This window comes from Bradyrhizobium sp. AUGA SZCCT0182 (genome assembly GCF_018130185.1).
In the GTDB taxonomy this organism is placed as follows: Bacteria; Pseudomonadota; Alphaproteobacteria; order Rhizobiales; family Xanthobacteraceae; genus Bradyrhizobium.
In genome coordinates this window covers 46,083-69,326 of sequence record NZ_JAFCLY010000036.1, presented here as the reverse complement: position 1 = coordinate 69,326, position 23,244 = coordinate 46,083, and the positions used below count along the sequence as shown (strand labels likewise).

Here is a 23,244-nt window from a genome sequence, read left to right as displayed (position 1 = left end):
ATGGCGGCCAGTATGTACGCAATTTCAGCCGGAAGCTTCCACGAAATTTCGACAACTCACGGTGATGAAGCAGGCTTCACACCGAGGCGATGAAACGGGCTTCACACCGAACTGATGCGCGAGGCAAGCCTTCGCGCCCGCGAATAATGAAAGAGGCCGGACACGTCACGCGTCCCGCCTCTTCCTGTCTGGTCCAACCGAAAGCCTAGCTGTTCTTGACGCGGTAGGTCTCGTGGCAACCGCCGCATGCCTTGCCGATCCCGGGAAAATTCGCCTTCAGCGTATCGGCATCCTTGATCTTGGCCTTGGCATCGCTCACCGCCTTGGCGAAGTCTGCGATCTTGGCATCGAAGCCGGCCTTGTCTTCCCAGATCTTGGGCGAGGCGCTGTAGTCGCCGTCGGCCTTCAGGCCCTTGGTGCTCGCCGGAAACATGGTCGGCAGGTTCTTTGCGGTATCTTCGAGCGTCTTGATCGCCCCATCGACGGCGGCCTGATCATAGGGCTTCTCGCCCTTGAACATCGGCGACAGCACGCCGCCTAGCGCCCGGCCGGTGGCCTTCATGACGTCCTGGTCCTTCTTGACCACGTCCTGCTGTGCCATAACGGCGCCGACACTGAGCAAAAGCGCTCCTGCAACCACCAAAACCCGTTTCATCGCCAGATCCCTTTTTCATGACACAGACCGGGCCGCGGTCTCCACGGACCGCGCCCAGGCCTGATAACACCATAAACTTAGAATCATTCCAGCTGCGACAAAATATCAGAGGTTATGCCGGCGCTGCGCCTCCCGGATGGCGATCCAGACCCGTTCGGCGGTCGCCGGCATGTCGATGTGGTCGATCTTGTACTCGCGCCACAGCCCTTCGACGATCGCATTGACCACCGCCGGACAGGACCCGATCGCACCGGCCTCGCCCGCGCCCTTTACGCCAAGCGGATTGGTGGTGCAGGGAACGTTGTGGGTTTCGAAGTGGAAGGACGGGCCGTCGGCGGCGCGCGGCATCGCGTAATCCATGAAGGTGCCGGTGACGAGCTGGCCGTCGCTGCCGAATACCGCCTGCTCCATCAGGGCCTGGCCGATCCCCTGCATCGCGCCGCCATGGACCTGCCCGGCCAGCAGCAGCGGATTGAGCGTCACCCCGAAATCGTCGACGATGACGTAGTTGACGATCTTGATGATGCCGGTGGCCGGATCGATCTCGACTTCGGCGAGATGGGTGCCGTTCGGATAGGTGCCGTCGGCCTGGTTAAAGGTCGCACTCGCATTCAGCTTTGACGGATCGACATCAGGACGCTTCGCCAGATCGGCGAAACTCACCGAGCGGTCGGTGCCGGCGATCCGGATCCGGCCGTCGCTGATCTCGAGGTCGGCAGCGCTGGTTTCCAGTGCTTCGGCCGCGATCTCCTTCAGCTTGCCGCCGAGGTCGTGGGCCGCACGCTGCACGCTGACGCCGCCGGTCGGGATCGAGGCCGAACCGCCGGTGCCAAGGCCGGTGGCGACGCGATCCGTGTCGCCCTGCACAATGTGCACGCGCTCGGGCGGCAGCCCGAACTGTTCGGCGATCAACTGCGCATAGGCGGTCTGATGGCCCTGCCCGCTCGACTGGGTGCCGATCAGAATGGTGACGTCGCCATTGGGATCGAGCGCCACATTGGCGGTCTCGTCGCCCATGGTGCCGCAGATCTCGACATAGCTTGCAAGGCCAATGCCGCGCACCAGCCCGGCCTTCTTGGCGGCCTTGGCGCGCTTGGGAAACTCCTTCCAGTTGGCGACTTCCATCGCGCGCTTCATATGCGCGGTGAAATCGCCGGAGTCATAAACCTTGCCGGTCACGGTCTTGTACGGCAGCGCCTTCGGCGGGATGAAATTCTTGCGCCTGATCGCATCGGGCGTCATGCCGAGTTTGCGCGCGCAGGCGTCCACCAGCCGCTCGATCACGTAAGCCGCCTCGGGGCGGCCCGCGCCGCGATAGGCATCGACCGGCACGGTGTTGGTGAACACGGTGCGGACGCGGCAGTGGAAGATCTGGATATCGTAGAGGCCGGGCAGCATGCCGGCGCCGCCATGCGGAATGTAGGGACCGAAGGTCGACAGATACGCGCCCATGTCGCCCATCAGGTCGACGTCCATCGCCAGGAACTTGCCGTCCTCGGCGAGCGCCATCTTCGCCACAGTGACGTTGTCGCGCCCCTGCGCGTCACCCACGAAGTGATCGGAGCGGTCGGCGGTCCATTTGATGGTCTTCTTCAGCCGTTTCGCCGCGACCGAGATCAGCGCATATTCGCGGTACGGAAACAGTTTGGTGCCGAAGCCGCCGCCGACGTCGGGGCAGATCACCCGCATCTTTTCCAGCGGTATCTTGAGCACCATGCCGCCGATGATCTCGCGCAGGCGATGGCTGCCCTGGCTGCCGATCGTCAGCGTCAGGTGATCCTTCTTGGCGTCGTATTCGGCGACCGCGGCGCGCGTTTCCATGAAGTTGGTGATGACGCGCGGATTGACGATCGACACTTCGGCGACCGCATGCGCTTTTGCAAACGCGGCGTCGGTTGCCGCCTTGTCGCCGATCGGCACGTCGAACAGCAAATTGCCGGCGTGATTGGGCCAGACCTGCGGCGCACCCTTCTTCACCGCGTTGACAAGGCCGACCACCGCCGGCAGCGGCGTCCAGCTAACCTCGATCGCCTCGATCGCGTCGCGCGCCTGGTCGATGGTATCGGCGACGACGAAGGCGACGGAGTCGCCGACGTGGCGGACTTCATCCTTGGCGAGGATCGGATACGGAGGTCCGGTGAATGGATCGACTTCGAAATTGAACAGGCACGGCAGGTCGCCGAGATCCTTGACGTCGTCGGCGATCAACACCGCGGCGACACCGGGCATGCCGCGGGCCTTGGTGACGTTGATGGTGAACTTCGCGTGCGCGTGCGGCGAGCGCAGCATCAACGCATGCAGGGAGGGAGACGGCGAGACGTCGTCGGTATAGCGGCCCTTGCCGCGAATGAGCGCATCGTCTTCCTTGCGCCGGACGCTGTGACCGACGCCGAACTTGATGGGAGCTGCCATCGTATCTCCAATAGCCGTTAGAAGCGTTCCATATTGCAGCGGTTCGCGCGCCAGCGCAAACCGCTTTCGTCGGGCTCGTGACGTTCCGGTCGCAAGGAAATCGATCCGCTTCCTGAAGTTTTTCGCGCCTGCACAACAAAAAAAGCCCCGGACGATGCCGGGGCTTTAATTTGCGGGAGGAAGACGGCCGCCGCGATCAATACTTCGCGACCACCGGTCCGCCGAAGGTGTAGTTCAGACCGACGCGCAGCACATGGTCGTGGAAGCGGGTATCCACGTCAGCGCGGATCGCGCTGGCCGGAGCGAGCGTGAAGCTGGCGGCGCGGAACGAGTCGAAATCCATGTAGAGATATTCGAGCTTGGCGCTCCAGTTGTTGGTAATCTTGCCTTCGACGCCAACACCGACGGTCCAGCCGAGGCGGACGTCGCTGTTGGAGCCGGTCGCGATCAGCGCAACGCCGGCGGGGGTCAAGCCAGTCAGCGTACCGGTGGTCTTGAGCGAGCCGTAGGCCAAACCGCCAGTGCCGTAGAACAGGACCTTCGGGGTGGCGAGGATACCGACGCGACCGCGCACAGTGCCGAACCATTCGAGATGGGTACCGAGAGCCAGGTTGGTTCCGGTCGCGCCGGCCGGCAGGAACGTCAAACCGGGAAGGCAAACGCCACCGGCGAGCGTGCCTGCGCAGCGATAGGCCGCACTGCCCTTTTCATCCGACCACTGTGCGTCGGCTTCGAGACCGAACACCCAGTTGTTGCTCTGCCAGTTGTAACCGACCTGACCGCCGGCAATGGCGCCGTTCATGTCGTAGCTGGCGCCAGTAAGGGAGCCCGCAGGCGGGGCGATCTGCAAGCCGGTAACGGTGTTGTAATACGAGACGTCCGAGCTGCCGCGTCCCCAGCTGTAGCCGGCGTTGCCGCCGATGTAGAAGCCGGTCCAGTTCCATACCTCAACCACGGGGGCCGGAGCCTTGGTGTAGCGGGGTGCCATGTCGGCAGCGGAAGCAACGGAAGTAGCAGCGACGACAGCGAACGTCGAAACCGCAATGGCCTTAAGTGTTGAAGTGCGCATGGAAGCCCCACTAACGAAATTTTATTGAATCTCTGATGTCAACTTAACGTAGAGTCTCCCATCACGCATGCGCAGATGCGTCGCGATGGACATTTTCTGGGCACTTGTTGCAAAAATATCCCAGCGCCGTTGCCGGGCAGGCTTGTTTAGATTTGTTATAATTTCGAGCAGCTTAAGGAATATCTCGTCGCTCCCGGACCAGCGAGAATATCCACCCGCGCCCGAACAGCAGCAAGATCGCCACCCCGTAGACGAACATCCCGGCCACCACCAGAAGCAGCAACGCCAGTTCGTCGCGGAAAGCGGGCATCGATGCGAAATAAAGATTCGCGAACCGCGCGGTCAGCCAAAGCGCTATAGCAAGCACGATGCCGGAAACCGCGAACTTGACGAGCGATCTGAGCCATTCCCGGTCCAGTTCGAGGAATCCTCTTCGCACTGCAAAACCGAGTACCAGCAGCAGATTGACCCAGGCGCCGATCGCAGTGGCGAGCGCGAGGCCGATCTGGGCGAGCGTCCCCATCAGCGCGATTTTCAGGGCGACGTTGACGGCAACGCCGGTCAGCGCCGCCTTGACCGGCGTCGCCGTGTCCTTGCGGGCATAGAAGGTGGCGACCGCGCTGCGGATCATCACGAAGGGAATGAGCCCGACGGCATAGGCCGCCAGTGTCGCGCCCGCGGCCGCGGCGTCCGCCTTCGAGAACGCGCCGCGCGCAAACATGGCGCGCATGATCACGTCAGGCACCGTGAGGAACGCGGCGACGAACGGTATCGAAAACAAAAGCGTGAAATTGAACGCCCGCCGCTGCGCCTTGGCGGCGCCGGCATGGTCCTGCGCCGTCAACCGCCGCGACATTTCCGGCAGCAGCACCGTGCCGATCGCGATCCCGATCACGCCGATCGGCAACTGGTTGAGGCGGTCGGCGTAATACAGCGCCGACAGCGCGCCGGCGGCGAGAAACGTCGCGATGATGGTGTCGGCGAACAGCGCCACCTGCGTTCCCATCGAGCCGATGGTCGCCGGCCCCAGCGCGCGAAAGAAGGCGCGGACATCGTTATCGAGCCTGGGCATGCTGAACTTCGGCAGGATGCCGTTCTTCGCCGCATCACCCGCGAGCAGCAGGAATTCGAGGATGCCGGCGATCAGGACGCCCCATGCGGCGGCATAGCCGGCGCCCGGAAAGAACGCGGCCAGCGCCAATGTCGCCATCATCGACAGATTGAGAAAGATCGGGGCCGCCGCAGCGCTCGCAAAGCGATGCATGACGTTGAGCATGCCGCCGTAAAGCGTCACCAGGGTGATCAGCAGGAGATATGGAAAGGTGATCCGCGTCAGCGCAATCGCAAGTTCGCCGCGCGCCGGATCGTCGGAGAATCCCGGCGCCAGGAGGCCGATCACCTGCGGCATGAACAGCCACGCCACCACGAGCAGCACGACCTGGGCGCCGAACAACAGCGTGAAGATGCGATCGGCGAACAATTTTGCCGAGCTCTGGTTCTGCCCATGAAGGTGGGCATAGGCCGGCACGAACGCGGCGTTGAAGGCGCCTTCGGCGAAGATGGCGCGAAAATGATTGGGCAACCGCAGCGCCACGAAGAACGCGTCCGCGACCGGCCCGGCACCGAGGATCGCCGCGAGCATGATGTCGCGCGCAAAACCGGTCACGCGCGAAAGAAGCGTATAGCCGCCGACGGTGAAGATGCGCCCAAGCATGGGCTAGCTTCTAGCGCATATTCGGTTCTGATTGCATCAGAACCGAGAGCTATATTTGTATTGACGCGTCTTCTTCACGTAAACGCTATCGGTTGTTTGACGCGTTTTCTTCGAAAACGCGATGCCGAAATCAGGAAGAAAGCGCGCCCCGCACCGCCTGGATGACGCGATCCTGCGTCGCCTCGTCGAGATAGGCGTGCATCGGCAGGCTGATGACGTCCTCCGAAAGGCTTTCGCTCACCGGCAGGCCGCCTTCCGCGACCGGGTAATTGCGATACGCGGTCTGCTGATGCATCGATTTGGTGTAGTAGACCGCGGTCGGAATGCCCTGCGCCATCAGCGCCGCGGCAAACCCATCGCGGTCGGTGCCCTTGGGCAGGCGGATGGTGTACTGCGCCCACACCGAGGTGCAGCCGGAGGCGAGCCGCGGCACGGTCACGACATTGCCGAGGCCGCGCGCATAGCGATCCGCGATCTTGTTGCGCGCCGCGATCTCGTCGTCGAAGATCTTCAGCTTCTCGATCAGGACCGCCGCCTGCATGGTGTCGAGACGTCCGGTGAGGCCGAGGCGGACATTGTCGTATTTGTCAGCACCCTGGCCGTGCACGCGGATGCTGCGCAGCGTGTTGGCAAGCTCGTCATCGTCGGTGAAGATCGCGCCGCCATCGCCGTAGCAGCCGAGCGGCTTGGCCGGGAAGAAGCTGGTCGCGGTGGCGAGCCCGAAGGTGCCGAGCTTGCGGCCCTTGTAGCTGGCGCCAAAGCCCTGCGCGGCATCGTCAAGCACGAACAGCCCCTCGGCCTCCGTGACCGCGCCGATGGCGTCGTGGTCGGCGCTCTGCCCGAACAAATCGACCACGATCACCGCGCGGGGCTTCAGCCCGCGCTGCCGGGCGGTCGCGATGCCGCGCTTGAGCGAGGCGGGATCCACGTTGAAGGTCGCTTCATCGACATCGACAAAAACCGGCGTAGCGCCCGTCAGCGCCACGGCTTCACCGGTCGCGCAGAACGTGAACGACGGACACAGCACGGCATCGCCGGGGCCGACATTCCTGGCCATCAGCACCATCAGCAGCGCATCGGTGCCGCTGGCGCAGCTCACGACATGTTTGGCGCCGCTGAATGCCGCCAGCGCCGTCTCGAGCGCGGTCACTTCCGGACCGTTGATGAACTGGCAGTGGTTGAGCACTCGGGAAACGGCGTCATCGATCGACTTGCCAAGCCGGCGGCGCTGCGCGGCGATATCGATCAGGGGAATGGGTTCTGGACGCATGTGCTGGTTCATGGAGCCTTGCTACGAATGAGATGGACGGTAATCAGCCGGCGACGCGGCGTGGACCCTTGCGCGCGGAGGAAGCCGCGGGCCGGGCCGGCGCTTCGAGGCAGCGGATCGCGATTTCGAGGCTGGCCACGCCCTCGTCGCCGGTAACCGCCGGCACATTGCCTGACCTGACGGCATCGAGGAACGCGATCAATTCGGCGCGCAGCGGCTCGTCATGGCCGACCGGCAGATGACGCATCGAATAGCTGCCGTCGGGCTTGAAGCCGAAGCACTCCGTCACCTGACGCGTCAAGAGGTCGCCCATCACATATTTGCCGCGGGTCGCGACCGTGACGTTGCGCGCCTTGAATGGCGTCAGCCAGTTGGTGTTGATATGGGCGAGCACACCCGAGGCGGTGCGGAACTGCAGCAGCGCGATGTCCTCGCGCTCGGCGATCGCGCTGGAGAGCTGCGGCTGCACTTCGACGATGTCGGATTCGGTGAACCAGCGGATCAGGTCGATATCGTGCACGGCCAGATCGATGACGACGCCGACATTCGACATCCGCGGCGGAAACGGCCCGACCCTTGTGATGCCGATGGAAAGGATGTCCTCGCCGGAGATCGCCTGCTTGATCGCCGCGACCGCCGGATTGAAGCGCTCGACATGGCCGACCATCAGCGTGACACCGGCGCGCTGCGCGGCGTCGACGATATCGCGCCCTTCCTGCACGGTCGGCGCGATCGGCTTCTCGACCAGGATATGGATGTTGCGCGCGATGCAGGCGAGCGCGACCTCATGATGCAGATGGGTCGGAGCCGCGATCGTGACCGCATCGACGCCCTCGGCCAGCAATTCTTCGAGGCCCTCGAAAGCGCGGCAGCCTGCGAGTTCGGTGGCGCGCGCGCGGTGTTCCGGCAGCGGGTCGACGATGCCGACCAGCGTGACGCCCGGCAGCCCCGCCAGCACGCGGGCATGGTTGCTGCCCATCACACCGGCACCGATCACGCCAACGCGCAGTTCACGCGCGGCGCCGCTCTTCGCGTCCGATCCGGACCCTTTAAAACCCATATCGTCGACCCCAACAGACTTTTCGCCAGTCCCCGGCGGTTCTCTAGCACGCCGCCACAAATGTGGCGAACGCCATCCCCGCTATCCGGACACGTTTTGATTCAAAGAGTTACAGCCCAGGAGGCACTTGGAGAAGCGATCTGGCAGGACTCATAGGGGGCTTAGGCCACCGCAATATGGAGGAATTAAGTGCTTGGCCGGGGGCTGTGAGAGCCCATCCTGACTAACCGCCGGACAGGCTTTCCCGCAGCCGGATGACCTGAGGCCGCAACTGCTCGCAGGCCAGTTCGCGCTCGAATCGAACCACATCCTCGCGTGACTGGCTGGCGCGCAGCTTGGCCAAGGTGGCCCTCTCCTCGTCACAGCTTCGGACCTGAACAATCGGCGCGGGTTGCGCCGGCTTCGCCCCTGATGGCGCGGACTGAGCGGATTGAAGGGTTGGCGCATTGGCCGCGGCCGACGGCTGATCCGGCTGCGGCGCGTCCTTCGCAGTTTCCTTCGCAGTTTCCTTGGCAATTTCCTTGGCAATTTCCTTGGGCAGGCTCTCGCGCAAGCGCACGATTTGCGGGCGCAACCGCTCGCAGCCGAGGTCACGCTCGAGCGCGGCCAGATCGGCGTGCGAGGGATTGGCGCGGATCTTGGCAAGCCTGGCTTCGTCCTTTTTGCATTCGGGTGCCGGTGCGACAGTCGCAACGGCAACCTTCTGCGGCTCCGGCGGCTTCGGGGCAGCTTCCTGTTTCGGCGCAGCCGGAGGCGGCGGCGGTGGCGCAATAACCAAGGCCGGCGGCGGGGCAATTTTTTCAACGACAGGCTTGATCTGGGCGGCGATGGCCGGCGCCGCATTGGCGACCGCCGAGAGGCTTTCGCGCAATCGCAGTATCTGGGCACGCAATTTCTCGCAGCTCAGGCTCCGCTCCAATTCGGTGACGGCCTCGATCGACGGGTTGCTGCGCAACTGCGCCAGCATGGCCCCGTCGCGATCACAGGGATCGGCAGGCGTCGGCGCGGCCTCAGTCGGCGGCGGCAGCGTCCGGATGTCGGTCGATATGCCGGCAAGCGACGGACTGGTCGGCTCCTTCCGATCGATCGCGGCGATTTTGGTCCGCGCCTGCTCGGCCAGCAATTGCAGCGCTTCTTCACGCAGCTTGCGCTCCCGCTCGGCCGCGAGCTTCACACGTTGCTCTTCCTGGGCCTTTGCAGCTTCCCGCTCCTTGCGCTCCTTCTCGGCCACGAGCCGCAAGCGCTGCTCTTCCTGCGCCTGGGCGGCCTCGCGCTCCTTGCGGACTTTTTCAGCTGCCGCCTGCGCGCGAAGGGTCTCCTGCTTGCGCAGCGCCTCTTCCTGCTCGGCCAGTTTGCGCAGCGCCGCTTCGCGTTCGGCCTTGCGCTGTTCTTCCGCAAGCCTTGCTGCTTCGCGCTGCCGGGCCTCCTGGTTCTGGCGTTCGCGTATAGCGGCCTCGATGCGCTGGATGCGGTTTTGCGCCTCCGGCACGTAGCTCGACGTCGAGAACTTGGCGATGAAGTCCTGCAGCACGGCGGGATCAGGCGAGTCCTTGATCTTGTCGAACGCGATCCGGTCGGTCTGGTTGAGGTAGTAATTGCTCAGCAGCGACACGTAGGTTTCCGGGCGCTGACGGCCGCCGGTCTGGGCGTTGACGTCGGCGGCGACGCGGCGGAACAATTGTTCGATTTCGAGGCCGGGCTCCTTGAGCCGCTTCAGGAAGGCGCTGGTGAACGGGCTGTTGCGGCCGTCGCCGTCGGCGGCGACTTCATCCGCCGCGGTGGAATAGGCCACCACCATGCCCTGGGCCTTGTCGATCTTGGCGAGCCCGCCGCGCACGGCATCGATGGCGCGGCTGTCGCCGGACTTCTTCTTGCGGCGAAGCGCGTTGACGATCGGATTGTTGCGGCACGCATCGAGGATCACGATCTTGACGCCGTCGCCGCGGTCGAGCGCGGCGCGCACGTCGTCGAGCGGCGTCATCTGGTAACGGAAGCTGATCTCGTCCTCGACTTCGGCATCGGTCGGCATCAGGAAGTTGCGGCCCTGATACTGGACGGCATGACCGGCGTAATAGAACAGCGCAGCGTCGGCGTCGGTCGCCAGCCTGGCGAATTTGGCCATGTTCAGGTCGAGATCGCGCTTGTTGGCGTCGATCGCTTGCAAGACTTCGAAACCGACCCCGCGGAGTGCCGCGGCAACGTCCGTGGCGTCGTTCTTCGGATTGGCCAGGAACAGGCTCGCATTGCTGTAGTTCGAGTTGCCTACAACCAGCGCAACGCGCCGGTCAGCCTTCGCAACGCTGATCGAACAGGTCAGCAGCACGAGACTATACAGAGCTGCAATCCAGATCGGACGACGTGTGCTCATATCAGGCTCCGGAACTGCCCCCCTTTAGTAATAGCGACGATATTTGCGATACTTCTTCTTTGCAGGCGGACGGCCGCTGGCGGTGACCGTGACCGTGATCGGTTCCGACAGCAACGGCGGATCGTGCGGGATGTGGAGCTCGTCCGCCAGCAGCAATCGCAGGGTATGCTTGCCGAGCGGCAGCGTGATCTTGGCTTCGGTCTGGCCGGCGCCGAAATGCAGATGATTGAAGTCGGCGGGAATCGGCAAATCGAGGTTGGGCACGTCGGTATCGATCAGCAGATGGTGGTGACCGGTGTTGACCTTCTCGAAGCCGGCGGGTGCAACGCCCATGCCGATCAGGCCGAAACGGATGACCGGCGTCGGCGTGACATAGCCGCGATTCTTCGGAAAGACGAAATATACCTTGGCGCCTTCCGGCGATTTCTTGCGGCCCGTGCTGGCGGGGGCGGTCGTTGCCGGCGCCGCCGCAGATGCCGACGCCGCAGGCACCTGGGAGGCGGCAACCACGCGAATCTTGATCCGCTCGGAGATCAGCGGAATCGTATTGGGGATGTGGTCCTTGTCGCCCAGCACCAGCTGCAGCGTGTGCTCGCCTTCCGGCAAGGTCACTTCGGCCTCGGTCTGCCCCGCGCCAAAATGCAGATGATTGAAGTCGCTCGGTATCGGCTGATCCAGCGGCGGCAGCTCGGTGTCGATCAGCAAATGGTGGTGTCCGGCGTTCGCCTTGTCGGAGCCGGCGGGCGCGACGCCCATGCCCTTGAGGCCGAAATTCACGGTGAAGGTGGTCGGAACGGTCTGACCATCCTTTAGACCAACGAAGTAAACGGCCGCTCCGGGGGGCGAGGGATTGGGCCCGCCAACCGGCTTTTGCTGTCCGTGGCTCGTTCCGATCGTTCCTGCCAGCATAAAAAGCGAAACAGCAATTCCGGTCGATACTTTCGAGAACACACACACCTCCTAAAATCACGACAGGCGGCTGCCAAAAGCTCAAATAACTCAAGAACTGAAATGCGTCTGTGAAATAGTACACTGGATTTAAGCCATTGAATATCGTCCCCTGCCGCGGGCGGACCACAGCCTGCGCACAAGCTCTCATCGATTTGATGATGGGATGAGGCAAACGGGAGTATTATATTACCATCAAACTAACTGACGATAGCGACACTGCGACTTTTGATTTTATGGAGTGTTGCGGGCACGATGGACCACGGGCGGCGCGCAGGACGACCGGCGCAATTGAGGCCGAGGGTAGGATGTTCAGATTTTTTGCTTTTTTGATATTTCTGCTCGCGGCCGGACCGGCCGCCGCCCAGTCGGCCGCGGCGCCCGAGCCCGGCGAGCTGTTCCGAGATTGTCCGGATTGCCCGGAAATGGTGGTGGTGCCATCAGGCGAGTTTGACATGGGCGGCAAGGACAGCCCGTACGAGGGGCCGCCGCACCGGGTCACCATCGCCAAGAACTTCGCGATCGAACGGCGCGAAACCAGTTTCGCCGAGTGGGATGCGTGCGTCTCCGACGGCAAATGCAGGCACCGGCCGGACGATCGCGGCTGGGGTCGCGGCGATCAGCCGGTCATCGACGTGAGCTGGGAGGACGCCAAGGCGTTTGTTCTGTGGCTGACGCAGAAGACCGGCCGCAACTACCGCCTGCCGAGCGAGGCCGAGTGGGAATATGCGGCGCGCGCCGGCACCACGACCACCTACTGGTGGGGCAAAGAGGTCGGCAAGTCGAACGCCAATTGCGACAATTGCGGCGACTCGCTGCGCCGGACGATGCGGACCGGATCCTACCGGCCGAACGGCTTCGGGCTCTACGACACATCCGGAAACGTCTACGAATGGGTCGAGGATTGCTGGAACGACAATTACAAGAATGCGCCCAAGGACGGCTCCGCCTGGACGCAAGGACAATGCCGCCAGCGCGTGCTGCGCGGCGGATCGTTCGCCAACAAGGCCAATACGGTCACCTCGGCGGCGCGCTACCGGTACGATCTCGACGTGCGCTATTTCGCCAACGGTTTTCGTGTCGTGCGGGACGTTCAGTAGTCCCGCACCTGAGTCCCGTATTCGGCGTCTTCGAGCGAATAGCAAGCTTAGCTTCGGTTCTGATTCAATCAGAACCGAGATGGCTCACGTGCGCTGATAATCATCTTCAATGCGGATGATGTCGTCCTCGCCGAAATAGCTGCCGGTCTGGACCTCGATCAGTTCGAGCTGGATCTTGCCGGGATTTTCCAGCCGGTGCACCGCGCCGATCGGGATGTAGATCGATTCGTTTTCGTGCACGGTCTTGACCAGTTCGTTGACGGTGACGCGGGCGGCGCCCCGTACCACGATCCAGTGCTCGGAACGGTGATGGTGCTTCTGCAGCGAGAGCCGGCCGCCCGGCTTGACGATGATGCGCTTGACCTGGTGACGCTCGCCGTTGTCGACCGACTGATAGGAGCCCCAGGGCCGGTGCACCTTGATGTGATCTTCGGTCACCTGCGGCGCCACATTCTTCAATGTCGCGACCAGCCGCTTCAGCCCGTTGGCGTCCTTTTGCCTGGATACCAGCACCGCGTCCTGCGTTGCGACCACCACGAGGTCATCGACGCCTTCGAGCGCGACCAGCGCGCGGTCGGTCGTCACGTTGCAATTGCGCGAATCCTCGAACACGGCAGCGCCGCGCGCGGCGTTGCCCTGCCCGTCCTTGTCGGACAATTCCCACACCGCATGCCAGGAGCCGACATCGGACCAGCCGCAGGCGACCGGCACCACGGCGGTACGCGAGGTCTTCTCCATCACCGCGTAGTCGATCGAGATCGACTTGGCGGAAGCGAACGTATCGGTATCGAGCTTGATGAAGCCGAGGTCGCTGCCGGCGTTGGCGACGGAATCGGCGACGGCCTGAACGCTGGCGCTATCGACCTTGCGGTATTCGTCGAGCAGCACCGCGGCGCGGAACATGAAGTTGCCGCTGTTCCAGAGATAGCCCGATTTGACATAGCCCGCCGCCGTTTCCGCGTCAGGCTTCTCGACGAATTTTGCGACCGCGCGAACTTGCCCCGAGATGACATCGCCCGGGCTGATGTAGCCATATTCGGTGGCAGGACGCTCGGGCTGGACGCCGAAGGTCACGATGTGCCCGGCTTGCGCAGCGTTAAGCCCCTCGCGGCAGGCGGCGACGAAGGCTGCGGTATCGCGCACCACGTGATCGGCCGCCAGCGCCAGAACGATCGCATCCTTGTCACGCGTTTGCGCGAAGGCGGCGCCGGCCGCGATCGCAGGCCCGGAATCGCGCCGCATCGGCTCCAGCAGCACGTCGGCTTCAAGGCCGATCTCCGCCAATTGCTCGAGCACCATGAAGCGATAGGCATTGTTGGTGATGATGACAGGACGCTCGAACAGCGCCGCGTCCGATACCCGGATCAGCGTATCCTGAAACGTCGAACGTGCCCCGAACAAGGGCAGGAACTGCTTCGGATGGACCTCGCGCGAGGCCGGCCACAGCCGGGTCCCGGCGCCGCCGCACATGATCAATGGAATGATGCGCTTGTTCATTTAAGCCCTGCCGCTAAATCTTGTGATATTCACGATACCATCTGGCAAATCGCATAATACCATCTTCAATCCTGGTCGCAGGACGGAAGCCGATATCGCGCGCCAGGTCTTCGACGTCGGCGTATGTCGCCGGCACGTCACCCGGTTGCATGGGCAACATCTCCTTGGTGGCCGTCCGTCCAAACTCTTTCTCCAGAACCGAGATCACATGCATGAGATCTTCAGGATTGTTGTTGCCAATGTTGTAGATCTTCCACGGCGCCGCGCTGCTCGAAGGATCGGGCCGGTCGCCGGACCAGTCCGGGTTACCTTGAGGTGGCCGGTCCACCAAGCGAACGATCGCCTCACTAACATCCTCAACAAAGGTGAAATCACGGCGCATCTTGCCGTGATTGAACAGCTTGATCGGCGTCCCGCTCAGGATCGCTTTTGCGAAAATGAACATCGCCATGTCCGGACGCCCCCACGGACCGTAGACCGTGAAAAATCGCAAGCCGGTGGCCGGAACGCGATAAAGATGGCTGTAGGTGTGGGCCATCAGCTCATTGGCCTTTTTCGACGCGGCATAGAGGCTGATGGGATGATCGACATTGTCGTTTACCGAGAACGGCAATTTGGTATTGGCGCCGTAGACCGATGACGACGAGGCGAACAGGAGATGCCCGCATCCATTATGCCGGCAACCTTCAAGCACATTGATAAAGCCTTCGATGTTCGCATCGATATAGGCGTGCGGATTTTCGAGTGAATAACGAACGCCCGCCTGTGCCGCGAGGTGGATCACCGTAGGAAAGCGGTGCTGCGCAAACAGCGATTTGATCGCCGCGCGATCAGCCAGGTCGAGCTTCTCAAAAGCGAAATTAGGATCGCGCTTGAGAATTTCGAGACGCGCTTCCTTCAGCCTCGGATCGTAGTAGCTGTTGACGATATCGAGACCAACAACCTTGCGGCCAGCCGCCAGCAGGCGCTGCACCACGTGAAAGCCAATGAAGCCCGCGGCTCCGGTGACTAGTATCGTATCCGACATCTATCTCCCGACCTTATTCCTAGAGCCGCCACAACTCGATCCCGGCAGGCTGCGAGCCGCGGTCGAGCCTGGTCTTGACGTCGAGAACCAATCCCGCGCCGTCGTTCAACAATTTCTGAATCAGCGGCCAACCTCCGTCGTCAGTATAGAGATCATGCGCCACCGCCAATATGACGGCATCAGCCGGCCGAAGAGCATCGATATCTACCAGCGTTACACCGTATTCGTGGCGAGCGTCCGCGGCGTCCGCCATCGGGTCATGAACCTGAACGGTCAGACCGAACGATTCCAGTTCGCGGATAATATCGATCACACGAGAGTTGCGCGTGTCCGGAACGTTTTCCTTGAAGGTCAGACCGAGCACCGTGACGATTCCGGCCTTGCCCTTTCGGCGCAGCAGCCCGCGAATACATTCGCGCGCGATGCGCTGCCCCATTCCATCATTGATCCGGCGCCCGGCAAGAATGACTTCCGGATGGTAACCTGCCTTTTCGGCCCGATGGGTCAGATAATAGGGATCGACCCCGATGCAGTGGCCGCCAACCAGCCCCGGCTGAAACGGCATGAAATTCCATTTCGTCCGCGCGGCCGCCAACACGTCGCCGGTGTCGATTCCGAGGGATTGGAAGATCAGTGAAAGTTCATTCATGAAAGCGATGTTGAGGTCGCGCTGGGTATTCTCGATCACCTTCGCGGCTTCGGCCACTTTGATGGACGGGGCACGGTGGATACCGGCCGTCACAACCGACCCGTAGACGTCCGCAACGATATCCAGCGTTTTGTCGTCCTGCGCCGAGACGACCTTCATGATTGTTTCGAAGCGATGTTCCTTGTCGCCTGGATTGATGCGCTCCGGCGAATAGCCGACCGTAAAATCCACACCCGCCTTGAGGGATGACGCCTGCTCCAGAACGGGAATGCAATCTTCTTCCACCGCACCGGGATAGACCGTCGATTCGTAGACGACGATATCATTCTTCTTGAGTACGCTTCCGATCGAACGCGATGCGGAAATCATCGCACCAAGGTCCGGTTTGTGCGCATCGTCGATCGGTGTCGGTACGGTCACGATAAAGAAGTCAGAGTTCCTGATGTCCGCGAGTTCGTGGCTGAAGGCCAGCGAACCATGTCGGAGGTCATCGGCTTCGACCTCCCGGGTGCGATCATGGCCAGCCTGCAACTCGGAAACTCGGGTACGGTCCACGTCGAAACCCACAACCGGAACACCCGCCCGCGCAAAAGAGACGGCAACAGGCAGTCCCACATATCCCAAGCCGATAACTGCTATGCTACGCCTATGTGTCACTTATGGTTTTCCAGCTGCGTCATACCCCACGACGGGGCCTGTTTACCCGCAGTGCTGCGCCTTCAGCAATAGCCGAAAAGGTCCGTATTGCCTATTCGGCCGTAAACCCATAACAGGGCTAGATAACCCTTCACTTTCTGGTAAATAGCGGTCGGCGCGCAGGGCGTCTTTCACTCCAACTCGACGGCTCGGAATGCGCGGATTTCTGGTTCTTGCTGCTCGTATTCTGGTGTCCGGCGCTCTGCTCTATTTGGCGCTCCGCGGCGTGAATTTTGCCGCGATCCAGTCCCGCCTCAGCGAAAGCAGTCCTGCCTGGATTTTGGGCTGGATGGGACTTTCGGTGCTGGTGACCATCGTCCAGGTTTTCTGTGGCGCTTTGAGATGGCGGGAAATTTCCGGTCCCTGCGGGGCTCCGTTGCGTGCAACGCAAGCCTTCAAGTTCAACATGATCGGAACTTTCTTCAACCAAACGCTTCCGTCAACCATCGGCGGAGACGCCCTGCGTCTTTGGCTGGTCAACCGTACCGGCGCAGGTTGGCGAGCTGCCACCTATTCGGTGCTGGTCGACCGCGCAATCGGACTCATCGCGCTCGCGATCGTCGTGATTGTCAGCCTCCCCTGGAGTTATCAGCTGATCGGGGATTCGCGGGGACGCCTTGCTCTTGTGCTGATTGATCTAGCCGCCATCTCGGGCGGTCTGGGCTTCCTGCTCCTGGGGCGCCTGCCGTGGAAGTGGCTGCGGACGTGGTGGCCAACACACCACATCCACGCCTGCTCACTGATTGCAAATCGAACCCTCTTCGACCGTCACAGCGGACCCAGAATTGCAGTCCTTTCGCTGTGCGTGCACATCCTGACCGTCGTGATCGCATGGTGTGTCGTGCGCGCGATCTCTGCGCCCGCTGACTTCAGCCAGGTGTTCCTCCTCATACCACCGATCATGCTGGTCACGATGCTGCCGATTTCGATTGCCGGCTGGGGTGTGCGGGAGGCGACCATGATGGTCGCCTTCGGCTACGCCGGCCTGGTGCAGACAGATGGCACCATGGTGTCGCTGCTTTTCGGCGCATCCTCCTTCGTCGTAGGCGCGATTGGCGGACTGGTCTGGATCTTCAGCGCGGAGAAAGCTGCAAAGACTCCCGACGCGCTTCCAGAGGCAGGCTGAGGGCGCCGCAATTGGATCCGCTGGACGATGGTCAGGCAGATTTTTTCTGCAGCACGATCATGGTTCGAAACCCGAGCATGCGACCGAGCGCAGACTCGATGCGCTTCTCGAACGCCAGCACCCGCCGCCCCAAAGACTCCGGCATCAGTGTCCAGCGCTTGAACCCGCCGGAAAGCGGATAGACCCAGAAAGAGAACCAGGACACCTCGACGAATTCGAGATTTGGAAAGAGCCTCTCGAATTGAAGACGGTCGCGCGTCGCCAGCAGCGTCGGGATCGCTTGATTGGAATCGTAGGGATCACGCTCGGGGTTCGGCAAACCTTCGACAAAAGGAGTTGCCCTCATTCGTACCGGCTCGGGATGAATCAACCGGTAGAAAACCGTACTTCCGGGGGTGATCGCCGGCTCGATCATCACGCAACGGCCGCCAGCGCGCAAAACACGCTCGGCCTCCCGGAAGAACAGAACCGGGAACTCGATATGATGCAGCACGTCGAGCATGACGATGTTGCTGATGGCGCCGGAACCAAATGGCAAATTCTGCGCATCCGCGACCACGTCGACCATCGGGGAATGCTGGATGTCCGAAGATATGGCCGCGGGAATGAAGTTCTTGAGTTGCCCGATCCCCCCGCCGATCTCGATGGTTTCTCCGGCCACGCAGGCCGCGGCAATCCGGCGGTAGTAGTCCTCGTAGACCAATCGCAGGATCGGCTTTTGGGACCAAACGCTGCGATAGGAAGCGTGAGGGTCGCTCTGGATGGTACTGGACATCAATCAACCACCAAATGAATGATCAGATCGCCTTGATCTTGAAGAAGGCAAACACGACCATCTTCAGGAGCAACACGCCGTGGCGGAAGCGCGATATCTGCGTTTCACCATACGATCTCGCGGCATACCGGATCGGCAGATCGACCGACTTCAGGTTTAGTTTCGAGGCACCAAAAATCAGATCGAAATCTCCGAACGGATCGAAATCTCCGAAATACGCTTTACCCTCGCGCAGGCGATAATAGTCGGTTCGCCGCATTACCTTGGTGCCGCAGAGCGTGTCGGTATAGCGCTGGTTGAGCAACCACGAAAACAGATACGAAAAACTCTTGTTGGCGATCAGGTTCAGGAACCGCATGGCGTCATCTTCCAGCGGATAGACGAGGCGCGATCCGTTGATGAATTCACCTTTGCCGGACTGAATCGCATCCCAGAATTTCGGGAGCTGCTCTGGCGGCACCGTAAGATCGGCGTCGAGGATGATCAAGACATCGCCGCGCGCAACATCGTAGGCCGTGAACACGGCGTCGGCCTTGCCTTTGCCCGGCTGGACCATGGTCTTGATGTCTTTGTCCGGATAAGCAGCCTTGACCCGCTGCATTTCCTCAAAGGTGCCGTCCTTGCTGTGACCTTCAATGAAGATGATCTCCAGATCCTCGCAAAACTGCGGGATGCGCTGGACGGCGGGCTCGATGTTGCCGCGCTCGTTGCGGGCCGGAATGACGACTGTGGCAGAGCGCAACGTATCGTCGGGTTTCAACAGCGAACGGCAGACCACGTAATGACGTAACGCGAACCAACGAAACACCGGAAGAATGCTGATGAAGCGGTTGATGAGACGTCCGATTCCAAACAGCGACATGGGGACGATCATGCGCTGTTCAGTTTTGACGGCGTCAAAGCTGCCTAGACCGGCCAACGCCTGAACGTCTGCCGGCGACAGGACGTTCTGTGGCGGGTGGGGCATGCGCCCCCCGGCGAATTCAGCCAGCTTCAGCAACGGCATCCACAGATGCGAAAAGTAACCGACGACCAGCCGCGTCTCGCGCGTGCACAATGGATGCAGCCGCTCGAAAAACGCCTGAACGTCGTCGAGTGATCCGATCGTATCCAGCACAACGATGAAATCGAACGGCCCGGGAAGAGACGCAATCACCTCCGGATCTTCGGCATCGCCAACCAGAAATGTCAGACCGGGATGAAGCTTGCGCGCCTGTTCAACCATCGCCGGGCTGAAATCCAGGCCGACACCGAACGACGGTTCGAGGCCTGCAAGCGTATCGCCGGTGCCGCATCCGATTTCCAGAACGCGCGCACCTTTCGGGATCAAGAAGCGCAGATAGTTTTCGTCTTCACGATGAAAAAAATCGGCCTTCTCTCGCCAAGTGGCGCGAGCAAGTGCATAGGCCTCTGAATGATTTAGAATAGCGGCTTTGCGCGATGGTCCTGCGACGACTGTCATGGCTTCGTGAGCACTTTCGAATATCCCCTGGCGGCGCAGCTATCCGACACGCGTCCAGCGTGAATTTCGAGCTATAAATATCCGCTTTTGGCGCATCCTTATGCGCTGGTTGCGTTGGCTTGCCAAGAAGGTATTTTTGGGTAAGAAGTGGTGAAATTCGCCGCAAATCCCCGCAATAACGGCTTCGAACAACGGAATATGGTGCTGGCTGGGATATGTGTGGCATAGCTGGCATCATCGACCCAAATCGGCGCATATCCCCGGACGATCTCACTGGTCTCGCAGATTCGATGGATCGCAGCCTCGAGCATCGCGGGCCGGACGGCCACGACGTCTGGCTTGACCATGATGCCGGGGTCGCGTTGGTCCACCGCCGCCTGGCCATCGTCGACTTGTCGCCCGCCGGGCGCCAGCCCATGCATTCGGCCGATGGGCGTTTCGTCATCAGCTACAATGGCGAAGTCTACAGCCACCTCGAGATTCGAAGGGAACTGGAGGCTTCCGGACAGGGTTTTCGCGGCCATTCCGACACCGAAGTGATTGTTGAATCGGTTGCCCGATACGGCATCACCGGGACAGTACGCCGGCTGATCGGGATGTTCGCGATCGCAATCTGGGACCGCAGGGACCGCACCCTGACGCTGGTCCGCGACAGGCTCGGGATCAAACCGGTCTACTGGGCGAAGATCGACGGCGTCTTCATGTTCGCATCGGAACTGAAAGCGCTGCGCGAATACCGCGGATGGACACCGCGGATAAGGCCGGAGGCCGTCGCTTCCTACATGCGGCACAATTACATTCCAACACCGCATACCATCTATCAGGGCGTCCACAAGCTCGAGCCCGGAACGATTCTCACGCTGCCGTGGAACGGCGAACCCAGCAGTGAGAAATTCTGGAATGCACGCGAAATTGCCATCGACGGCATTCGCAATCCGCTTCGTGAAGACGATACAGAGTTGACCGACCGTCTCGAGTCCCTGCTGCTCGATGCGGTGGGAAAACGCATGATGGCGGATGTGCCGCTCGGCGCGTTTCTCTCGGGCGGCATCGATTCATCTCTGGTTGTTGCCTTGATGAAGGCGACGAACTCAGGCCCGGTGAAGACGTTCTCGATCGGCTTCGAACAAAGGGAATTCAACGAAGCGCCCTATGCCGCGGCGATCGCAAAACACCTTGGAACCGAACACACCGAACTGATGGTCAGTTCGAGCGAAGCGCTGGATGTCGTGCCCAAGCTCGCAGAAATGTTCGACGAACCATTCGCCGATTCGTCGCAAATTCCAACCTATCTGGTGTCGGCGATGACGCGAAAACACGTCACGGTCGCTCTATCCGGAGACGGCGGCGACGAACTGTTCGCAGGTTACAACCGATATCAGCTGACTTCGAACATATGGCGAAAGCTGACGCTTCTGCCCGGCTTCATGCGCAAGGGCGCAGCTTCGGGATTGGCTTCCGTCGGCGCCGACCAGTGGGACAACATCTTCGCCATAGTGCGAAGATATCGCCCGACGGCCCAACCCGGGCGTAGCCTGCACAAGCTTGCCAGCCTGCTTGAAGTCGACGACTCCACGCAAATTTATCGCCAGTTGGTGAGCCATTGGGATCCCGCCGCCCTGATGCCGGGTGTTTCAGAGACGGTCGGCGTCCTGCAGGACGACACGATTCAACACGACTTCCCCAACCTGCTCGACCGGATGCAGCTGCTCGATCTGACGACCTATCTGCCCGACGACATCCTCACAAAGGTCGATCGCACGAGCATGGCCGTAGCCCTCGAAGCACGCGTCCCCCTCTTGGATCATCGCGTGGTGGAGCTCGCCTGGAGGATGCCCCGCTCGGTCAAGATCAGGAACGGAAAAACCAAATGGCTGCTTCGGCAAGTACTCAATCGGCACGTTCCCGCCGAACTCGTTGAGCGGCCCAAGATGGGATTCGGCGTGCCGCTGGCTGATTGGCTTCGCGGTCCGCTCCGGGACTGGGCGGAAAACCTGCTATCGGAAAAACGGCTTGGCGAAGCCGGCCTATTCGATACGGCTTTGGTGCGGCGGTATTGGGAACAGCACCTTTCCAGAAAGAACAACTGGGCGTATCTGCTGTGGGATGTATTGATGTTCGAAGCCTGGCGCGAGCGTTGGGGTTAAACCTCACTGCCAGCGTTGCCGGACGCGCGCACCTCTTCAATATCGCAAACTCGTTTGCCGCCGAGCAGCCCGCGATAAAGGCTCTCATATCCGGCAACGCAAGCATCCAGGGTGAAATTCGACTGCACGCGCGCCTGTGCAGCGCTTCCGAAGCGGGAACGCAAGGCTGGATCGCCGACCAATTGCACGATGGCTCGCGACAATGCGTCGACATCTCGCGGCGGCACGATCACGCCGGTCGTGCGATCGAGTATTGCCTCGGCATTTCCGCCTACGTCGGTCGCGACGACGCATAGGCCTGCCGCCATCTGTTCAATGACCGCGTTGGAAAATCCCTCTTCGTGCGATGGCAGAACACCAAGATCGCTCGCGGCAATCAGGTCCGGAACATCGCTGCGCGAGCCCAGGAACCTGATGTGGTCACCGATTCCCAGCTCCACAGCCAGCGATCCGATTGCGGCGCCTGCCCCGTCGTCTCGACCGACGATCAGAAGCTGCCAATCGCGGGGCAGTAAAGCTGCGGCGCCGCCGAGCGCGCTGATCAGATCCAGATGCCCCTTGTAGGGTATCAAGTTCGCGACGACGATCATGACCAGAGCGTCTGCCGAGATACCCAGCGCGCCGCGCGTCTCGTTACGAGCTGCTTTTGAAGTAACACGCTTCAGATCGACGCCATTGTAGATGAGGCCGAGGCGCCGCTCATCGACCCCTTCTTCCATAAGGTCCCCGAGCACGCGCCGCGAGTTGCCCAGGATTGCAGTCATGTGGCCATGCAGACGCCGCTCCAGACCTCGCAGCAAGGGGTATTTCCCCTGGTAATGGTTGAGGCTCCGGCGGCTCATGACCCGGATTCGGATGCCGGCGAGAAATGCCAATGGCGCCGTTGTCAAATAGGCCATCGGAAGAAAGCAGTGCACGATCGCGGGCCGTCTCCGCACCAGTACTGTAAAGAGGTGTCCGGACACGATCGAAAACCTCATGAAACGGACGATCATCGGAGCCGGCCGGCCGTCCCGCTTGATCGGCGGGCAAATGATATTCACCCCACTTTCGGTGAGGCTCCGGGCCAGCGGCCCCTCACCCGCCAGACTGTAGATCGAGACGTTCCAGCCTCGCGACACCAGCTCGGCCGCAACCGATGCCAGATGCAACTCGGTGCCCCCGACTTCCAACGTGCCAATGGTGAAGATGACGTCACCCTTGGCCGCATCCGGCTTCACATTCATCCGAAGTCCTGAACTCCGCAAATCGAAAGCGCTCGGAGCCGGC

17 protein-coding genes are annotated in these 23,244 nt (G+C 61.5%); 3 read left to right on the top strand and 14 right to left on the bottom strand.

Translation table 11 applies throughout. The annotated features are described in order from the left end of the window. Positions 1-205 precede the first annotated feature (205 nt). From JQ611_RS30310 to JQ611_RS30275, 8 genes are all read right to left on the bottom strand, one after another. On the bottom strand, positions 206-655 hold the full coding sequence (locus JQ611_RS30310; RefSeq protein WP_211998934.1) for a cytochrome c: 450 nt from the start codon (positions 653-655) through the stop codon (positions 206-208). 105 nt (positions 656-760) lie between these two features. Next, positions 761-3,067 (bottom strand): xanthine dehydrogenase family protein molybdopterin-binding subunit, encoded by a 2,307-nt coding sequence (locus tag JQ611_RS30305; RefSeq protein WP_212268974.1) that lies wholly within the window; start codon positions 3,065-3,067, stop codon positions 761-763. Between the two features lie 196 nt (positions 3,068-3,263). Then, positions 3,264-4,136, bottom strand: coding sequence for an outer membrane protein (locus tag JQ611_RS30300; RefSeq protein WP_212268973.1), 873 nt, complete (start codon positions 4,134-4,136; stop codon positions 3,264-3,266). A 172-nt stretch (positions 4,137-4,308) separates the two neighbouring features. Continuing rightward, positions 4,309-5,850, bottom strand: coding sequence for a murein biosynthesis integral membrane protein MurJ (gene murJ, locus JQ611_RS30295; protein WP_212268972.1), 1,542 nt, complete (start codon positions 5,848-5,850; stop codon positions 4,309-4,311). Between the two features lie 130 nt (positions 5,851-5,980). After that, positions 5,981-7,132, bottom strand: a complete 1,152-nt coding sequence (locus JQ611_RS30290; RefSeq protein ID WP_212467506.1) for a DegT/DnrJ/EryC1/StrS aminotransferase family protein — start codon at positions 7,130-7,132, stop codon at positions 5,981-5,983. A gap of 31 nt (positions 7,133-7,163) precedes the next feature. After that, positions 7,164-8,180 (bottom strand): Gfo/Idh/MocA family protein, encoded by a 1,017-nt coding sequence (locus JQ611_RS30285; RefSeq protein ID WP_212268970.1) that lies wholly within the window; start codon positions 8,178-8,180, stop codon positions 7,164-7,166. 223 nt (positions 8,181-8,403) lie between these two features. Further along, positions 8,404-10,548 (bottom strand): caspase family protein, encoded by a 2,145-nt coding sequence (locus JQ611_RS30280; protein ID WP_212467505.1) that lies wholly within the window; start codon positions 10,546-10,548, stop codon positions 8,404-8,406. A gap of 24 nt (positions 10,549-10,572) precedes the next feature. Further along, entirely contained in the window at positions 10,573-11,499 is a 927-nt protein-coding gene (locus JQ611_RS30275; RefSeq protein ID WP_312012283.1) for a DUF4399 domain-containing protein, read from the bottom strand. Between the two features lie 305 nt (positions 11,500-11,804). Here JQ611_RS30275 and JQ611_RS30270 point away from each other — a divergent pair, with 305 nt between their 5' ends. Continuing rightward, a complete protein-coding gene (locus JQ611_RS30270; protein ID WP_249133567.1) occupies positions 11,805-12,596 on the top strand; it encodes a formylglycine-generating enzyme family protein in 792 nt (263 codons plus the stop codon). A gap of 84 nt (positions 12,597-12,680) precedes the next feature. Here the strand turns inward: JQ611_RS30270 and JQ611_RS30265 are convergent, their stop codons facing one another. From JQ611_RS30265 to JQ611_RS30255, 3 genes are read right to left on the bottom strand one after another with little or no spacing between them, the layout of a single operon-like run. Next, positions 12,681-14,093: a mannose-1-phosphate guanylyltransferase/mannose-6-phosphate isomerase gene (locus tag JQ611_RS30265; protein WP_212268967.1), complete on the bottom strand. Its 1,413-nt coding sequence runs from the start codon at positions 14,091-14,093 to the stop codon at positions 12,681-12,683. 13 nt (positions 14,094-14,106) lie between these two features. After that, the gene (locus tag JQ611_RS30260; RefSeq protein ID WP_212413326.1) at positions 14,107-15,120 is read right to left on the bottom strand and encodes an NAD-dependent epimerase; all 1,014 of its coding nucleotides are present in this window, start codon (positions 15,118-15,120) and stop codon (positions 14,107-14,109) included. A 19-nt stretch (positions 15,121-15,139) separates the two neighbouring features. Continuing rightward, complete coding sequence (locus tag JQ611_RS30255; protein ID WP_212467503.1) at positions 15,140-16,426, bottom strand: nucleotide sugar dehydrogenase; 1,287 nt, start codon at positions 16,424-16,426, stop codon at positions 15,140-15,142. 193 nt (positions 16,427-16,619) lie between these two features. Between JQ611_RS30255 and JQ611_RS30250 the strand changes: the two genes are divergently transcribed. Further along, positions 16,620-17,591: a lysylphosphatidylglycerol synthase transmembrane domain-containing protein gene (locus JQ611_RS30250; RefSeq protein ID WP_212268964.1), complete on the top strand. Its 972-nt coding sequence runs from the start codon at positions 16,620-16,622 to the stop codon at positions 17,589-17,591. A gap of 31 nt (positions 17,592-17,622) precedes the next feature. Here the strand turns inward: JQ611_RS30250 and JQ611_RS30245 are convergent, their stop codons facing one another. Both JQ611_RS30245 and JQ611_RS30240 read right to left on the bottom strand, forming a co-directional pair. Then, positions 17,623-18,294 (bottom strand): methyltransferase domain-containing protein, encoded by a 672-nt coding sequence (locus tag JQ611_RS30245; RefSeq protein WP_212268963.1) that lies wholly within the window; start codon positions 18,292-18,294, stop codon positions 17,623-17,625. A gap of 94 nt (positions 18,295-18,388) precedes the next feature. Next, positions 18,389-19,828 carry a glycosyltransferase gene (locus JQ611_RS30240; RefSeq protein ID WP_212467502.1) on the bottom strand — a complete coding sequence of 480 codons (1,440 nt, stop codon included), beginning with the start codon at positions 19,826-19,828 and terminating at the stop codon, positions 18,389-18,391. 215 nt (positions 19,829-20,043) lie between these two features. Between JQ611_RS30240 and asnB the strand changes: the two genes are divergently transcribed. Continuing rightward, positions 20,044-21,975, top strand: coding sequence for an asparagine synthase (glutamine-hydrolyzing) (gene asnB, locus JQ611_RS30235; RefSeq protein ID WP_212467501.1), 1,932 nt, complete (start codon positions 20,044-20,046; stop codon positions 21,973-21,975). Here asnB and JQ611_RS30230 read toward each other — a convergent pair. Next, positions 21,972-23,201 carry a glycosyltransferase gene (locus JQ611_RS30230; protein ID WP_212467500.1) on the bottom strand — a complete coding sequence of 410 codons (1,230 nt, stop codon included), beginning with the start codon at positions 23,199-23,201 and terminating at the stop codon, positions 21,972-21,974. The two genes, asnB and JQ611_RS30230, sit on opposite strands and share 4 nt — an antisense overlap. Between the last annotated feature and the right edge of the window lie 43 nt (positions 23,202-23,244).

Excerpts from the sequence above, each read along its gene's own strand:
- JQ611_RS30310 (WP_211998934.1), bottom strand. The coding sequence starts at position 655 with ATGAAACGGGTTTTGGTGGTTGCAGGAGCGCTTTTGCTCAGTGTCGGC.
- JQ611_RS30305 (WP_212268974.1), bottom strand. The coding sequence starts at position 3,067 with ATGGCAGCTCCCATCAAGTTCGGCGTCGGTCACAGCGTCCGGCGCAAG.
- JQ611_RS30300 (WP_212268973.1), bottom strand. The coding sequence starts at position 4,136 with ATGCGCACTTCAACACTTAAGGCCATTGCGGTTTCGACGTTCGCTGTC.
- murJ (WP_212268972.1), bottom strand. The coding sequence starts at position 5,850 with ATGCTTGGGCGCATCTTCACCGTCGGCGGCTATACGCTTCTTTCGCGC.
- JQ611_RS30290 (WP_212467506.1), bottom strand. The coding sequence starts at position 7,132 with ATGAACCAGCACATGCGTCCAGAACCCATTCCCCTGATCGATATCGCC.
- JQ611_RS30285 (WP_212268970.1), bottom strand. The coding sequence starts at position 8,180 with ATGGGTTTTAAAGGGTCCGGATCGGACGCGAAGAGCGGCGCCGCGCGT.
- JQ611_RS30280 (WP_212467505.1), bottom strand. The coding sequence starts at position 10,548 with ATGAGCACACGTCGTCCGATCTGGATTGCAGCTCTGTATAGTCTCGTG.
- JQ611_RS30270 (WP_249133567.1), top strand. The coding sequence starts at position 11,805 with ATGTTCAGATTTTTTGCTTTTTTGATATTTCTGCTCGCGGCCGGACCG.
- JQ611_RS30265 (WP_212268967.1), bottom strand. The coding sequence starts at position 14,093 with ATGAACAAGCGCATCATTCCATTGATCATGTGCGGCGGCGCCGGGACC.
- JQ611_RS30260 (WP_212413326.1), bottom strand. The coding sequence starts at position 15,120 with ATGTCGGATACGATACTAGTCACCGGAGCCGCGGGCTTCATTGGCTTT.
- JQ611_RS30250 (WP_212268964.1), top strand. The coding sequence starts at position 16,620 with ATGCGCGGATTTCTGGTTCTTGCTGCTCGTATTCTGGTGTCCGGCGCT.
- JQ611_RS30240 (WP_212467502.1), bottom strand. The coding sequence starts at position 19,828 with ATGACAGTCGTCGCAGGACCATCGCGCAAAGCCGCTATTCTAAATCAT.
- asnB (WP_212467501.1), top strand. The coding sequence starts at position 20,044 with ATGTGTGGCATAGCTGGCATCATCGACCCAAATCGGCGCATATCCCCG.
- JQ611_RS30230 (WP_212467500.1), bottom strand. The coding sequence starts at position 23,201 with ATGAATGTGAAGCCGGATGCGGCCAAGGGTGACGTCATCTTCACCATT.